Annotated in this window: 15 protein-coding genes; 8 read left to right on the top strand and 7 right to left on the bottom strand. The window is 63.3% G+C overall.

Going from position 1 to position 13,943, the window contains the following annotated elements:
- Window positions 1-21: 21 nt before the first annotated feature.
- From K3F49_RS12655 to K3F49_RS12645, 3 genes are read left to right on the top strand one after another with little or no spacing between them, the layout of a single operon-like run.
- Window positions 22-468 carry a hypothetical protein gene (locus K3F49_RS12655; RefSeq protein ID WP_452100959.1) on the top strand — a complete coding sequence of 149 codons (447 nt, stop codon included), beginning with the start codon at window positions 22-24 and terminating at the stop codon, window positions 466-468.
- A gap of 41 nt (window positions 469-509) precedes the next feature.
- Window positions 510-662, top strand: a complete 153-nt coding sequence (locus K3F49_RS12650; RefSeq protein ID WP_234681241.1) for a hypothetical protein — start codon at window positions 510-512, stop codon at window positions 660-662.
- Between the two features lie 2 nt (window positions 663-664).
- Window positions 665-1,429 (top strand): hypothetical protein, encoded by a 765-nt coding sequence (locus tag K3F49_RS12645; RefSeq protein ID WP_234681240.1) that lies wholly within the window; start codon window positions 665-667, stop codon window positions 1,427-1,429.
- A gap of 505 nt (window positions 1,430-1,934) precedes the next feature.
- Here the strand turns inward: K3F49_RS12645 and K3F49_RS12640 are convergent.
- From K3F49_RS12640 to K3F49_RS12625, 4 genes are all read right to left on the bottom strand, one after another.
- Complete coding sequence (locus K3F49_RS12640; protein ID WP_234681239.1) at window positions 1,935-2,105, bottom strand: response regulator; 171 nt, start codon at window positions 2,103-2,105, stop codon at window positions 1,935-1,937.
- 19 nt (window positions 2,106-2,124) lie between these two features.
- Window positions 2,125-2,292 carry a hypothetical protein gene (locus tag K3F49_RS12635; RefSeq protein WP_234681238.1) on the bottom strand — a complete coding sequence of 56 codons (168 nt, stop codon included), beginning with the start codon at window positions 2,290-2,292 and terminating at the stop codon, window positions 2,125-2,127.
- Between the two features lie 59 nt (window positions 2,293-2,351).
- Window positions 2,352-2,537, bottom strand: a complete 186-nt coding sequence (locus K3F49_RS12630) for a hypothetical protein (RefSeq protein WP_234681237.1) — start codon at window positions 2,535-2,537, stop codon at window positions 2,352-2,354.
- A gap of 190 nt (window positions 2,538-2,727) precedes the next feature.
- Window positions 2,728-3,882, bottom strand: a complete 1,155-nt coding sequence (locus K3F49_RS12625; RefSeq protein WP_234681236.1) for a helix-turn-helix transcriptional regulator — start codon at window positions 3,880-3,882, stop codon at window positions 2,728-2,730.
- A gap of 134 nt (window positions 3,883-4,016) precedes the next feature.
- Here K3F49_RS12625 and K3F49_RS12620 point away from each other — a divergent pair, with 134 nt between their 5' ends.
- The 3 genes from K3F49_RS12620 to K3F49_RS12610 all read left to right on the top strand — a co-directional run bounded on the left by K3F49_RS12620 (window position 4,017) and on the right by K3F49_RS12610 (window position 7,115).
- The gene (locus tag K3F49_RS12620) at window positions 4,017-4,883 is read left to right on the top strand and encodes a response regulator transcription factor (protein ID WP_234681235.1); all 867 of its coding nucleotides are present in this window, start codon (window positions 4,017-4,019) and stop codon (window positions 4,881-4,883) included.
- A 332-nt stretch (window positions 4,884-5,215) separates the two neighbouring features.
- Complete coding sequence (locus K3F49_RS12615) at window positions 5,216-6,391, top strand: M14 family metallopeptidase (protein ID WP_234681234.1); 1,176 nt, start codon at window positions 5,216-5,218, stop codon at window positions 6,389-6,391.
- A gap of 298 nt (window positions 6,392-6,689) precedes the next feature.
- On the top strand, window positions 6,690-7,115 hold the full coding sequence (locus K3F49_RS12610; RefSeq protein ID WP_234681233.1) for a hypothetical protein: 426 nt from the start codon (window positions 6,690-6,692) through the stop codon (window positions 7,113-7,115).
- An 812-nt stretch (window positions 7,116-7,927) separates the two neighbouring features.
- Here K3F49_RS12610 and K3F49_RS12605 read toward each other — a convergent pair.
- From K3F49_RS12605 to K3F49_RS12595, 3 genes are read right to left on the bottom strand one after another with little or no spacing between them, the layout of a single operon-like run.
- The gene (locus K3F49_RS12605) at window positions 7,928-8,512 is read right to left on the bottom strand and encodes a DUF1254 domain-containing protein (RefSeq protein WP_234681232.1); all 585 of its coding nucleotides are present in this window, start codon (window positions 8,510-8,512) and stop codon (window positions 7,928-7,930) included.
- Window positions 8,509-9,087: a DUF1214 domain-containing protein gene (locus K3F49_RS12600; RefSeq protein WP_234681231.1), complete on the bottom strand. Its 579-nt coding sequence runs from the start codon at window positions 9,085-9,087 to the stop codon at window positions 8,509-8,511. The genes K3F49_RS12605 and K3F49_RS12600 overlap by 4 nt, the downstream gene beginning before the upstream one ends.
- Window positions 9,088-9,096: 9 nt before the next feature.
- Window positions 9,097-11,385, bottom strand: coding sequence for a transglycosylase domain-containing protein (locus K3F49_RS12595; protein ID WP_234681230.1), 2,289 nt, complete (start codon window positions 11,383-11,385; stop codon window positions 9,097-9,099).
- Window positions 11,386-11,677: 292 nt separating this feature from the next.
- On the opposite strand from K3F49_RS12595, the gene K3F49_RS12590 reads away from it, so the two are divergent.
- Together K3F49_RS12590 and K3F49_RS12585 are read left to right on the top strand one after the other, a co-directional pair.
- Window positions 11,678-12,193, top strand: coding sequence for a YcgN family cysteine cluster protein (locus tag K3F49_RS12590; RefSeq protein WP_234681229.1), 516 nt, complete (start codon window positions 11,678-11,680; stop codon window positions 12,191-12,193).
- A 160-nt stretch (window positions 12,194-12,353) separates the two neighbouring features.
- The gene (locus K3F49_RS12585) at window positions 12,354-13,943 is read left to right on the top strand and encodes an MDR family MFS transporter (RefSeq protein WP_234681228.1); all 1,590 of its coding nucleotides are present in this window, start codon (window positions 12,354-12,356) and stop codon (window positions 13,941-13,943) included.

Genomic DNA, 13,943 nt, shown 5'->3' with positions numbered 1-13,943 from the left:
GTGAGGAGGGGTGGAATTGAAATGAAGCGGAATTTCTTGCCGGCGCTGATCGCGGCAGGCCTCCTGTTTTCGGGAGCTGCGAGAGCGGCAACACAATTGATCACGGAAGAGGAAGCGAAGTTGCCGCCCCCGAAGGGCGCGGTCGCTGCCGATCGACGCGGCATCTTGCGCGGACCGAAGGTCGAATTTGTTTCGCCGAGTGACTCGGTCAGCTCGCCATTGCACCTGGTCTTGAAGTTCGATTCCTTTGGCGGAGCCAAGATTGATCCGGATTCGGTCAAGGTGATGTTTCTGAGGACGCCGAACGTCGATCTGACGGCGCGAGTCAAACCGTTTATCCAGGCCGACGGCATCAACATACAGGACGCCGAACTGCCGCCGGGCGATTACACCGTGCGGGTCGACGTCAAGGACAGCGATGGGCGGCCTGGCACGGCCGTTTTTACCCTCAAGGTCGCACCCAGGTGATGTGTCCTTACTGCCAGGCCGAGAGTGCGGATCACGCGCTGGTGTGCGCATCCTGTGCGCGCGACATCGCCGTGCCCGCGACGCTGATTGCGGAGCGCGACGATCTCCTGCGCAAGCGGGACCAGCTGCGCGATGAGCTGACGCGGGCCAGAAACGAGGTCGAAGCCATCATGCAACGCAGGAAGTCGCGCTGACGATGGAGTGTCCGTTCTGCGCCGAGACGATCAAGGACGAAGCCATCGCGTGCAAGCACTGCTCGCGCGACTTGCGTGTGGTGCGGCCGACGCTCATCGAGATCGAAGAGATCGTTGCCGATCTCGACAAGCTCAGGCGCGACCTCGACCGGGTCAATGTCCGGCTCGAGCGGCACAAGAATCCGCTGCGCTATTTCGGGACGCATGTCCTTCTCTACGTGTTCATTCCGGCCGTCCTGCTGACGATCACCCATTTCCTGGTCACCATCACCTTCAACCTCTCTCCAATCCCGCTCCGGATCGCCTCGATCGTTGTCCCGCTGCTGTTCGGGTTCGCTGCCTATCCTCTGCATCGGGTCTCGGCATTGGGGGCGTTCGTGCTGGCGTTGCTGCTCGCCAGCGTCAGCATCCAGGCAATGCTGACGGTCACCGGCATCCACGATGGCGTTCCGATCCTTCCGACGGTGTGGATCGAGTGGCGCGAAGTGTTCGAATACGGTGCGAGCATCCTGCTCGCCTTCGTTTCCGGAAACATATTGGGAGTCGTCATCTTCCAGGTCTTGCCGCGCGTTTTGGGCCAGGGCGGGAAACCCAACGCTTTCGCCTTCAGGATGGCGCGCCTGCTCGGGCAGCATGTTGGGGAGGAGCAGCTCCGCCGCCGCGCCCGTTTGATTCAGGACCTGATGCAGACCGTCGGCCCGCTGGTCGGGGTCGCCGCGACGGCCGTGGGCTCCATCTATGCCGGCCTGAAGGGTTTGCTCGGATAGCGGCGGCGCGCAAGCGCGGCAGCGCCATGGCCCAAATCCTCCGATTGGCGACGCAAATGAACTGTCACCGTGGCAACGTGTTGCTGTTTTGCCCGTTCAACTAATCGCACGACAGGCAGATCGTCTCAGGCGAGGATTTCGCGGGCTCAGATCCCGAAGCACGTCCGCAGATGTTCCAGGCGACGACGTGCACGAGGAGAAACGCGGCGGCGACTGCCAGAAGCCAGCCCATCTCGTCCTGGGCCCGGGATCGGGTCGTCAATCCCGTTCGTGCCGCCCCGTTCGTAACGACCATTCGCGTTCTCCGGAATTCGGTTTGGGTTTGCTTGTGAGCAGGTGCTCGTACTGGCGCATGACGCGACGCGCCTGGCGGCGTCGCGACGCATGCAGCGCGGACATGATGAAAGCGACAAGGCCTCGCGCCTTCGGTTCGACGCCACGGTCTGAAACGGGAGAGGCGGCCTCGGAAGAATACCGCATGATGCTCATGTTCGAACCCGATCGGTCAGAACAGGCCGGCGCTCAGATCGAGCCCGCAAGTCAGCGTCAACAGCCACACGAACAGGATGGCGCCGCAGAACATCGCGAGCTGCTTCAGAAATCTTGCCCGCAGCGACGAGGCAGGGAATATGCGAACGAAAGCGTTCGCGAGGGCGGCAGCAGCGAGGGCTCGCATGATGATCTCCGGAGGTCGCCTAGTGGCCGGGCTTCACGGAGCGTCGCGCTTCGTGCATGAACTCGCGGTTTTGCTGCCATCCCCGGCGAGCCTCCTCGAATTCCCGGAACGCCCGGACGAAACAGGCGCCGAGGCAAACTGAAATCGAAATGAGCAGAAATGCTTGATCGCTCGCGGTCTGAATCATGAAACGTCCAATGCAAATAAGAATCAGATTGATGCAAACGATGCGCCAACGTGCCTCGCTCAGGGAATGTCGACCGCCGGCAGCGGGCCAGTGGGACGGATTGGGTCATCGGGGAGCTGCTTCTGTGTGAAGATCGCCAGGACGACCAGCCCGACCAGAAAGAAGGAGGATACGAGCTGCCATCGCCTGGAGTCCGCTCGGTCGTCGGGCGTCTCGAGGCGGCGCCGGCCTGTCGTCTTGGTCATCGTCATTCTCCTGTTGTCGTGACGCGACAACACCAGTCTTCCCGCATTGCCGCATCATCGGAACCAATGAGGCGCGGCTGCTGCGGCACGGATTTTCATGTCTGAAGTCTCTCGCCGGGCAATGCGCAGCGCCGCGCCAGCAGCTTGCGCGGGCATGTCGTGACGATCTGGCCGTTTCTCGGATGATGGATTAACCGACCGCGCTTTGTGCCGACAAAAGCGGTGGCGTGGAGCTCTGGAGCAGGCGCAACAGATCGGCCTGCCGAGTCGTATTCGTCTTGGAAAAGATTCGCTGCAAGTGTGAGCGTACCGTCGGTTCACCGATGCCGAGCATGTCGGCCGTTTCCTTGGCGCCGAGGCCCTGGGCAAGCGTCATCAGCACGCGGAGCTCGCCTCCGGTCAGCTTGTAGAGCCTGGCAAAGGCCTCGCCGGGCATCATCGGTGCTTCGGCCGGATCCTTCATGAAGACGGCGACGGATGCGGCAAACGGGGCGAGAATTCCGCTGCGCTGGCCGCGATCCACGGGCAGCAGCGTTGCGATGTAGCCGGCGCCGTCGATATCGGGGATGGCCAGCGACTGTCCGCTCAAATCCGCGTCAATGCCGGACGCTTCGTCGATCGCCTTGGCGAGAGCGGCGCGCGCCGCCAAATCGACCGGAAAGATCCGGTTGCCTACGATGCGAACGGCGTTGCCGGTCTTGATCTGGCGCTCGGCAACTTCGTTCATGTAGACAACGCGACCGTCACGGGACGTGAGGAATACGCCAACGGCCAACATGTCGAACGTCTTCTCCAGGATTTCCGATCTCAAAGTTCTGAGATCGAGTGCATCGGAGATGGTCAGCGTGCGGCAGACATGCGGAGACAGCAGTTTGAACAGATTGACATCGAGCTGCTGATAGCGCGGCGCCTTCTCGGTGCGGGAGGCATGCATCGAGGCCATGCGGGCACCGGTCCGCAAGGCCGGAAACCAGATGATGTCCTGAAGTCCGTAGGGCTGGAGAACTTCCCGGTAGAACCGGCTTTCGAGCAGCTCGTCGGGATCGTTCATCGACAGCGCGTTGACCTGGCCGACGTCCGCGACGACGTCGGCCGCGGCCATCGGCGTTTGGGCGTAATTCGTGCCGAGCTTTTCCAGGAAGGTCTGCTCGTAACCGAACACGAACAGCTGGTCGTTCTGCACATGCCGCATGTCGTGCACGCAAATGCCGCCCGCCGTGCTCTCGCAGAGATCGGCGATCTTGCGGCAGGTGGCCGCCCAGAGCTGTGGGTTGAGCGCGCAGTCGTAGACCGCGCCGATCACGTCGGACAATGCCTGGGCGGAAACGCCATCCAAACCGATCACGGCACCCTCGCTTGAAGGAGGGGCCTCACCGGTCGCCGGGTCGCGAGAGGACCCGTCTTCCCAGCACCCCCTGCCGAATATCGCGCCACTTGACGGGTCTGACTACTACCTAGAAAGGTGGTTCGCTGTCCTTTATGTATGCCCGCGCAGGTCGGCGGGGGACTTCTGAGGTCGGTAGCCTCTGCACACGCGTTGGGAATGACATGCATCCATCCACGGATCCCATCGATCCGCAAAATCAAGAAGTCTATGCACTCTGGGATCGGCTGGCCGAGTTCTCCGTCGGCGACAGCGACGCCGCACTGACACACCTGCTGGCCTCACTAGGGACCATGTTGTCGGCACGCAACGTGCTATGGGGCGTGCTCGTGCGATTGCCTTCACCGAAGCGTGCGGATCCCTTGCTCGGCTGGCGTCCGCGCCTCGTCCGGGTGCTGGACCCAATACCGGCGGTGGCTGCATCCGTGCAGAAGCAATACGATAAGCTTTGGTCCGACAACGTCGACCTGTCTCAGATCTTGTCCATGTCGGGCGATGAACCGTTCCGCGTCCGTCTGCTGTTCGAAACGTTACCGCCGGAATGGTTCGAGGGCGAACACTATCGGCGGCACTATTTGGACGTCGGCTTCGCCGACAGCATTTCCGTGCGAATTGCGCTCAATGACGATTTGCGGATTCGCCTGTTCGTATTCCGCGATGCGCAGGCACCCCGCTTCACTGCGCAGGACGGCCAGCGTCTCGGCTTCGTGATGCGCGCCTTGAGATGGTTTCACCGTCAACAACTGCTCAGCCACGGCCTGCTCATCGCCAACGCGGCCCTGACACCCGCTGAACGCAGGGTGTTGCTCGCATTGCTCGACGGGCGCACCGAAAAGGAGATCGCGCAGACGCTCGGGCAGAGTCCGAACACCACGCACTTCCATGTCAAGTCGATCTACGCCAAGTTCGGCGTACGCAATCGCGCGGCGCTCACGGCGCTCTGGCTCGGCAAGCTGCGATAGCGGAACCAAACAAGTCGGTGCCGATTGGAATGTCATGATCGGTACGCCCCAACCCGGCCATCCGCGATGGGGCTTTGCGCCGCTGTCCACAACCGCAGCAAATGTCGTTATGGACCAGTGAGAGACTTGACCAAGGACGATTGAGCCGCGTGAACGGGCAGGATGAAAATCGCGTCACCGGCCCTGGAGGTCGATGCGGCAACTACTCGGCGCAACAATCTTGCACCCTGATGAGATCAGTAGCAGACTCGGTGCGCTGCAGTCGCGGATGTCGCGACCATTATGCGTTTCATTCTCTGATCGTACCATCATAAAAAAGGAGAATTGACACCATGCCGGACAATTCCGAAAAAGGTCTCGATCGCCGCAACTTCTTGATTGCATCTATCGCCACCGCTGGAGCCTCGGCCGCCTTCGCTGTCAACGCTAACGCTGCTGGCGAAGCGCCGGCTGCGTCGGGGGGAACCGTCTATACCGGCGATGTGATCCAGGGGAAGAAGGTCATCAGCGCGCTGGACGTCAACGACCTTGAGCCCGGGCAGAAGCATCTCTTCTATTTTCAGGGCGTGCAGATGCCTACGGGCAAACACTGGAATGTGTCGGTGGTGGTCGCGAAGGGGGTAAGGCCAGGCAAGCGCGCCCTTCTGATCAGTGGTGTGCACGGCGACGAGATGAGCTCGATCCATACGGTCATGACCGTGATGAACCAGCTCGACCCCAAAAGTATGTCGGGCACGGTGATGGCGGTCACCGATGTGTCTCGCCCCGCCTTGGAAAGCATGCAGCGGCGATGGCCCAACGTGGGGTTGGGTGCCGACCTCATAGACATGAACCGAGTATGGCCGGGAGACGAAAACGGCCCCACCCCGACCAGCCGACATGCGGGGTTGCTGTTCAATCGTCTGCTGCGGCCGAACGCCGACTTCGCCATCGATTTCCACACCGGAGCAACCGGCTTTAGTGCCAGTGCCTTCAATCTCGGCGATATGAATATTCCGGAGGTCAAGGCGATGCTGGAACTCTTTCCCGTTACCCAGATCTTCAATAATCCGGTGTATCCGGTTGTTCTCCATAACGCTCTGATCGACGTGGGCATTCCGGCGTTCTGCTCAGAGATCGGCCCCGGTCGGGTACTCACTCCTGATATGATCGATCTGTTCGTTGGGGGTACGATGAACGTACTCAAACACCACGGTATCGTATCCGGCCCGATGGGCAAAACCGGCAAGGACGTGACTGTTTTCATTGGCAACAGTGGCTTCCCGATTATTGCGACCGAAGCCGGCTTCGTCGAGCCTCTGGTTAAGCTTCACGACAGGGTCAACCCTGGGCAGAAGGTCGCTGTACAGCGCAACAGCTTTGGCGAGATTGTTGCCGAATACATGAGCAGCGTCACGGGGGAGGTCTTTGCACTGCGTACTGACGTGACATCTGAGCCCGGCAATCCTCTGCTGTTTATTCTTTTCGAGAAGCCGACGCGGGAGGGCATGGAGTCTTATCCCGAGTAGTTCGCCCGAACACGTTCCAGAACGAATGTAACGCCTGTGACCTCCCTTTCCTGGCGACTGAGAAGCCCACAACGAACTTTGCACTTGCCGATCGTGGATATGACGCTGACTGGATCAGGGAGCTTGCCAGGCAAACTCTCCGTCTCAGTCACGCCGTTTCAATTCTAGCGCGCCGCTTCGCCGCGTAGCCTGTACCGTCGGATTGTCCACACCCACGACCCGCAGTGTCGAATTGCGGATCAGGCCTACTAGCCATCGATAATTTGCCAACGCGCGTCCGCATCGCTTTGATGCCGGCATGGGTACCAAATCACGCGAGGTCATCTGGAGTGGGCGGATCATGGGCGCGGAGATTTCCGCCAAGCACGCCCGCGAGGAAGCCCGGAAGGCCGTGCGCGAGGCCGATCGTGCGGAGGCCGAGGCCTGGTCGGTCCGCATGGAAGGTTACGGTGGTCCCTCGCAGCCGTCGCCGACCATCGCGCAATGCCTCAACGGCGGCATGGGCTGGCTCGAGGTCGAGTGCAACAGGTGCAAGGCGCGCGCGAGCCTGCCGCTCGATGCGATCCGCCGTCCGCGCGATACGTCGATCTGGAAGCTGGAAGCGTCGCTGAAGTGCCGGTCATGCCGGAAGGGACGATCCGCACCGCCGGTCCACATGATCAAGCTGACGGAAACGCGGAGCATCACGCCGTACAAATGGGTGCATCCGACCGAGGAGCGTTAGAGCATGATCCGGATCTTAAGCGCCGCGACGAAGGTGTATACCGCTCTCCAACTCCCGACTTGCTCGCGTAAAGCTGGCGCGGGAACAAAGGTGGTTGTTGCGGGTTCAAATTTTCGCAAAGGCAAATTTTCGCAAAGGAATGTGCGAAGCAAGATCCAGGGAGGATGCCATGGATGGCCCGGCGCCGCTGGCCGAGAGCTGCCGTATTTGAGGTGGACGATATGATGATGATGGGCAATCCGTTCAAACTTGTTTGCGCACTCCACAAGCAGCGGAAAGAGCGGATGAGGCGTCGCGAGTGCGAGGCGCGCAGGAGGGGGGCGGCGCGCGCGAGGGAGCAGGGTTGGGCGGACTTGTTTGATCACATGTCCCGAAACTCCGCCCACGCTGCGGGCCTTGCATCTCAGCCGGTATCCTTGACCGCACCGGAAGCCGCGGTCGAAGCCAGCCGGGGCGACGCCGACATCCAGTCGGTGGAAGAATCGATCGAAGCGCCCGGAGCTCTCCCATTGGCTCGCCCGCCGCGCAGAGGTGACGTTTGACGTGCGCTGGCTGCCGGTGCTGCCAGGCATGAAAAACCCGCGACGGATTTCTCCGCGCGGGTGTTTACGAACTTTTCGATGATGCCAGTTTGCCAGTGTTTTGCCCGACGTGTCAAACCGGTCCGGGGGCGGCGGACGAGGCGGCGAGAACGATGATTCCGCTGATCGGGTTGGCTGCTGCGCTTAAGCGAACGATTTCAAGACTCCGGCTACTGTGCATGGGGTTGTTTTCGCGCTCCTGATCTTGCGGCTCGTCGAAACGGCCGCGCTTCAGCGCCGGCCGCGCGGCGCTTCGGCCTTCGCCGGCGCTTCGGTCTGTGGTCCGCAACTCGCGGCCGCCAGCGTGGCCTGCGCCTGCGGCATCAGGCCGGGCTCGGCGGCCAGCGCCTTCATCACGATCAGGCCGGTGGCGCTCGGGGAGTCAATGATCAGGCGGTCGGCCGCCGTGATCTCTTCGTCCTCGGGCAGGGCGTCGTGCTGGGCCTGCGTCATCAGGTCGAGCTCGATGACCTTCTTGCCGGCCGAGCGGTCGTTGATGGCGTAATAGGCGATCTCGTTGCGGGTATAGAACGACACCGAGGTATAGGCCTGGCTCACCGGCACGGTGAGCTTGATCGGTCCGCCCGAAAGATCGTAGCGGCAGATCGCCAGTGCAAAGGCCGGATCCATGAACGGCATCGGCGAGGTGTTGGGATCGGCGAGCGGAAGCTGCGTGACGCCGTTGAGCTTCGTCATCGGCGTCAGCCGCGAATAGGCGTCCTGCGTTGCGATGCGCGGCAAGGCCAGCACGCTGACGAGATGGACCACGAGGCCCAGCACCACGCCGGCAAGTATCGTGAACAGCAGCCGGATCATGAGCAGCCCACCGTCGAGATGGTGGGCATCGGCGCGTCACGCTGGGTGCGCGTCGCAACCCCGACCGGCGTGTCGTAGAGGCGGAACATCAGCGCGTAGCGCTCGATGCCGCCGGTCGGCAGCCAGTTGCCGGCGCGCGAGCGCGCGGCGATGTGGATCTCGAACGAGCCGTCGGACTGGCGGATGATCTCCTGGCTGGTGAAGCCGTAGCGCTGCAGCGAGTTGGCGACGAGATGACCCTTGCGGTCGTACAGCGTCAGCGTCCAGAACCGCGCCGGCGGCGTCACGCCGGAGACGACGACGTCGCAGCGGCCGTCGAGCGCCTTCTTCTTGCCGTCGGCGGTCGCGGTGAAGGCGACGCCGTCGCCGGTGCCGATCGGCAGCTCGCCGTTGCGCACGATGGTGGCGCGCGAATAGGGATCGACGTCGGCGGTGCCGGTGCGGGGGCGGGCGGTCCAGGGGCCGATGGTCAGTGCGCCGATCTCGGTGCCGCGCGTCGTCGTCATCCAGGTCGCGCCCAGGCCGACCACGGTCGCGAGCAGAAGGGCCGTCAATGTGATCAGGATCAGCCGCACGGGATCAGGTCAGTTCTTGCGCGGGGTGGATGCGTTCGCGTTGTCCTCCGCCGCATAGTTCTGCGGGAAGGCGAGCGCGCTCGCTGCCGCCGGCTTGGCCGGCTGGCTGTCGTTGGCCGTCGATTTGTTCGCAGTCTTGGCCGCGTCGTCGAGCAGCTTCTCGACGCGCACCAGGATGTCGGCGCCGCGCTTGGTCAGCACCGGCGGCGGACCGGGCTTGGTCTCCAGCACTTTCGGCGCCGCATTGGCCTGCGCATTCGCGACCTGCTCGCGCGGCAGCTTCTGGCCCATGCCGACGCCGGGAATTTCGCGGACCTCGACGCCCTGATGCGCCGCGACCATGATGTCGTGCCAGGTCTGCGCCGGCAGCGAGCCGCCGGTCATGCGGTTGGTCGGCGAATAGTCGTCATTGCCGTACCAGACCGCGCAGGTGAAATTGCCGGTGTAGCCGACGAACCAGGCGTCGCGATATGCATTCGTCGTGCCGGTCTTGCCGGCGGTCGGAATGCCGTCGAGCGCCGCGCGGCGCGCGGTGCCTTCGCTGACGACGTGGCTCATCATGCCGGCCATGTCGGCGGCGATGTTCGGCGGAATGGCCTGCTTCGGCTTCGGGCCGTCGCGGTCCCAGCGCCAGACCAGATCGCCGGCGCCGGTGCGCACCTCCAGCACGGAATGCGGCGTCACCGACTTGCCGCGGTTGGGGAAGGTCGCATACGCCACGGCGTGTTCGAGCACGGTGACTTCGTCCGAGCCGATCGGCAGCGACGGCGTGTCGGGCAGGGGCGCCTTGAGGCCGAAGCGGCGCGCGACCTCGACGATCTTGGCGCGGCCGATCTTGGCCGGGTTGGGCGCCTTCGGCTGTTCCTTCTGGCCGATCGCGATCGACAGCTTGACCGGCACCACGTTGATCGAGCGCGTGATCGCCTGCGTCAGCGTCACCGCGCCGGAATAGGAATGGCCATAGTTCTGCGGACACCAATTGCCGATGCAGACCGGGCCGTCGACCACGATCGAGTTCGGCGTGAAGCCGTTGAGGAGGGCCGTGGTGTAGACGTAAGGCTTGAACGACGAGCCGGGCTGGCGATAGGCGTCGGTGGCGCGGTTGAACTGGCTCGCGCCGTAATCGCGGCCGCCGACCATGGCGCGGATGCCGCCGTCGAGATCGGAGACGACGGTTGCGGCCTGGGTCGCGTGATAGTCGCGGCCGAACTGGCGCAGCTGGTTCTCGATCGCGTCCTCCGCACCCTTCTGTACGTTCATGTCGATCGCGGTGCGGACCACGAAGACGCGCTCCGTGTAGGATTTCGGGAAGGTGTCGACCAGCTTGCGCATTTCGTCGAAGGCATAGTCGAGATAGTAGTTTGGCGACGCCTCGTCGCGGCGGTCGACCGCGAAGGCGGGGTTGCGGCGGGCGCCGAACACCTGGCCCTCGGTCATGAAGCCGGCATCGACGAGATTGTCGAGCACAACGTTGGCGCGGGCGCGCGCGGCGGGCAGGTTGATGTGGGGGGCGTATTTCGTGGGCGCCTTGAACAGACCGGCGAGCATCGCGGCCTCGGCCAGCGTGACGTCGCGCGCCGACTTGTTGAAATAGAAATGCGCGGCGCCATCGACGCCGAACGTGCCGCCGCCCATATAGGCGCGGTCGAGATAGAGCTTGAGGATCTCGTTCTTGGTCAGGCGCCATTCCAGCCAGACCGCGAGGAAGGCCTCGTTGATCTTGCGCTCGATGGTGCGCTCGTTGCTCAGGAACAAATTCTTGGCGAGCTGCTGCGTGATCGAGGAGCCGCCCTGGCGGACGCCGCCGGCCTGGGCGTTGGTGACCAGCGCGCGCGCGGTGCCGGCGATGTCGATGCCGAAATGCTCATAGAAGCGGCGGTCTTCGGTCGCGAGTGTCGCCTTGATCAGGACATCCGGAAAATCTTCCAGCGGGATCGAGTCGTTGTGCTTGATGCCGCGGCTGCCGATCGGATTGCCGTAGCGGTCGAGGAACGTCACCGCGAGGTCGGACTTCTTCAGCCAGTCCTCGTCCGCGGTCTCACGGAAGGCGGGGATGGCGAGGATCAGCATCAGCACCATGCCGCCGAGGCCGAGGGTTGCGGCTTCCGACAGCGGCTCGATGAACACCCAGCGCTTCCACCGCCCGACATAGAAGCGGTCCATGAAGGTTGAGTAACGCTCGTAGAGCTCGCGGATGCCCTTGGCCGAGGAGAACAGCGAGGAGTCGATGCGCGCATCGAGGTCCAGGAAGAAGTTCCTGATCCGACTCTTCCAGTTGGATGGTGTGTTCTGGACCACCTAGAACCCTTGAGGCTCGCTTCGAAAGCGTTCAAGCACCCGGCCGGGGCGGCATCGAGACGTCTTGCGGGATTGTTGCGGCAAACCCAAGGCGCCCGTTTCGCGTCCGTGGGGACTTGCTGTTCTTCTAGCCGAGCGGGGCCTATAAACCAATGGTCAGGCTCGCAATTTTGAACAACAGGCCTAATTGAACCCCGGTTCATTACGGGCCTTGCGCGGGCATTGCTTGCAGCTTACCGGCCACGCGCTCTAGATGGCGCTGGCTGCACCTCTTGGGAATCGTATCAGGCCTATGACCGCAGCTCCGAAACGACCTTCAGATCAGGATGGATTCTTCTGGAAAACCAAGAAGATGGAAGACATGTCGCCGGCCGAATGGGAGAGCCTGTGCGACGGCTGCGGCCGCTGCTGCCTGAGCAAGCTCGAAGACGAGGATACCGGCGAGATCTATTTCACCGACGTCAGCTGCAAGATGCTCGATTCCTGCACCAGCGGCTGCAAGGACTACGCGAATCGCTTCGACTTCGTCCCGGACTGCGTTGTCATGACCCCCGAGAAGGTCCGCACCCTGCCTTGGCTGCCGCCGAGCTGCGGCTACAGGCTCGTCGCCCAGGGCCGCGATCTCTATTGGTGGCACCCGCTGATCTCGGGCGACCCCAATACGGTGCACGAGGCCGGCGTCTCCGTGCGCGGCCGGGTCTCGGGCACCGAGGACGATGTTCCTGACGACGAGCTCGAAAACTACTTGGTGCAATGGCCGGGGCAGATCCCGAAACGGGCGCGCCTGAAGCGACGCCCCAAGGACTGATCTACCCGCAGCGCCGGATCAATTGTTCGGGATGACCGCGGTGCGGGATGCACCCATGCGCCGCGGTGCCTGCCTGAGAAGAACTTTGCTGTCTAGATTGGCTTCATAGAACGAATCCTTCGCGGCTTTGCGCCGCAGCAAGACGTCTGACACGCCCGAAATGAACCAGTTCGCACGGCAGAGCAGCCAGTCTGCCGACATCCAGACATTGCCCGACGACCTCGCCGAGGAACTGACCCGCCTTCCGGGCGAGGTCATGAGCGTCAGCGACGCACCGCCGATCTCGCCGCCGACACCGCTGACCTCGGACGAGGTCCGCACCATCGTCATCAGCCTGATGCTGACGATGTTTTTGGCCGCCCTCGATCAGACCATCGTCGCCACCGCGCTGCCGACCATCGGGCGCCAGTTCCAGGACGTCTCGAATCTCTCCTGGGTCATCACCGCCTATCTGCTGGCGTCGACCGCGGTTGCGCCGGTATTCGGGACGCTGAGCGACATCTACGGCCGCAAGGTCATGATCATCGTCTCGCTCAGCCTGTTCATAGCGGGCTCAGTGCTGTGCGCGATCGCGCCGAGCATGCCGATGCTGATTTTGGCGCGCGGCCTGCAGGGGCTCGGCGGCGGCGGCATCATGCCTGTCGTGCAGACCGTGATCTCCGACGTCGTCTCGCCGCGTGAACGCGGCCAGTACCAGGCCTATTTCTCCAGCGTCTGGATGGTCGGCGGCATTTTGGGCCCCGTCATCGGTGGCGTGTTCGCCGAGCATCTGCACTGGTCGATGATCTTCTGGATCAACCTGCCGCTCGCAGCCGCGGCGCTCGCACTGCTGCTGCCGAAGATGAAGAAGATCCCGGTGTTCCACCGCCACCGCAAGGTCGACTGGCTCGGTGGCGTGTTGCTGATGGCCTCCGCCGTCGTCTTCATGCTGGTGCTGACCTGGGGCGGCACGCGTTATCCCTGGCTGTCGCCGACCGTGCTGTCGATGGTGGGCGGCGCCGTTGCGCTCGCGGTCACCTTCGTCTGGCACGCGCGCCGCTCGGACGAGCCGTTCCTGCCGTTGAAGCTGCTGACCGGATCGGTCGCGCCGTTCGCGCTGACCGCCGGCGGCTGCGGGCTAGGGGCCATCACCGGCCTCACCGTGCAACTGCCGCTCTATTACGAGTCGGTCTATCACCTCAGCGCCAGCGAGGCGGGGCTTGCACTGATTCCGCTCGCGGCGGTCTCGACCGTAGGCGCGGCTGTTGCCGGCCGCACCATGGCGCGCGCCAAGCATTACAAGCGCGTTGCGATCATCGGCACGTCCTGGGCCGCGCTGTGCGCGCTCGGCCTCACGGTCACGACGCTGCCGCTGTGGGCCCTGCTGTCGCTGATGGCCGCGTTCGCGCTCGGTCTCGGCACGACTTTCCCGGTCTGCGTGGTCTCGCTGCAGAATTCGGTCGCCCGTCCGCTGGTCGGCACCATCACCGGCGCGATGAACTTCTTCCGCTCGCTGATGTCCTCGTTCACCGTCGCCGCGTTCGCCGCCATTTTGCTGATTGCGCTTGGCGCCGACATCCCGCTCGCCGGCGAGCATCACGCCGCGAGCAGCATCCCGGCGATCCCCGCTGAAGACATGCGGCATGCGTTCCGCTACGTCTTTGCGGCTGCGACCGCGTTGATGACCACCGCCGCGCTCTGCCTGATTATGATGGAGGAGCGGCCGCTGGCCGGTCCCACCACCACGCAGCCCGTCGAGATGGCGGAGTAG

It is taken from the genome of Bradyrhizobium monzae, from assembly GCF_021458635.1.
GTDB lineage: Bacteria > Pseudomonadota > Alphaproteobacteria > Rhizobiales > Xanthobacteraceae > Bradyrhizobium.
The sequence above is the reverse complement of the archived record's forward strand: the minus strand, read 5'-3'. Positions and strand labels throughout refer to the sequence as shown.

Bases quoted from the DNA above. Each gene is read 5' to 3' on its own strand.
- K3F49_RS12655 (WP_452100959.1), top strand. From the start codon at position 22: ATGAAGCGGAATTTCTTGCCGGCGCTGATCGCGGCAGGCCTCCTGTTT.
- K3F49_RS12645 (WP_234681240.1), top strand. From the start codon at position 665: ATGGAGTGTCCGTTCTGCGCCGAGACGATCAAGGACGAAGCCATCGCG.
- K3F49_RS12640 (WP_234681239.1), bottom strand. From the start codon at position 2,105: ATGCGAGCCCTCGCTGCTGCCGCCCTCGCGAACGCTTTCGTTCGCATA.
- K3F49_RS12635 (WP_234681238.1), bottom strand. From the start codon at position 2,292: ATGATTCAGACCGCGAGCGATCAAGCATTTCTGCTCATTTCGATTTCA.
- K3F49_RS12630 (WP_234681237.1), bottom strand. From the start codon at position 2,537: ATGACCAAGACGACAGGCCGGCGCCGCCTCGAGACGCCCGACGACCGA.
- K3F49_RS12620 (WP_234681235.1), top strand. From the start codon at position 4,017: ATGTATGCCCGCGCAGGTCGGCGGGGGACTTCTGAGGTCGGTAGCCTC.
- K3F49_RS12615 (WP_234681234.1), top strand. From the start codon at position 5,216: ATGCCGGACAATTCCGAAAAAGGTCTCGATCGCCGCAACTTCTTGATT.
- K3F49_RS12610 (WP_234681233.1), top strand. From the start codon at position 6,690: ATGGGTACCAAATCACGCGAGGTCATCTGGAGTGGGCGGATCATGGGC.
- K3F49_RS12605 (WP_234681232.1), bottom strand. From the start codon at position 8,512: ATGATCCGGCTGCTGTTCACGATACTTGCCGGCGTGGTGCTGGGCCTC.
- K3F49_RS12590 (WP_234681229.1), top strand. From the start codon at position 11,678: ATGACCGCAGCTCCGAAACGACCTTCAGATCAGGATGGATTCTTCTGG.
- K3F49_RS12585 (WP_234681228.1), top strand. From the start codon at position 12,354: ATGAACCAGTTCGCACGGCAGAGCAGCCAGTCTGCCGACATCCAGACA.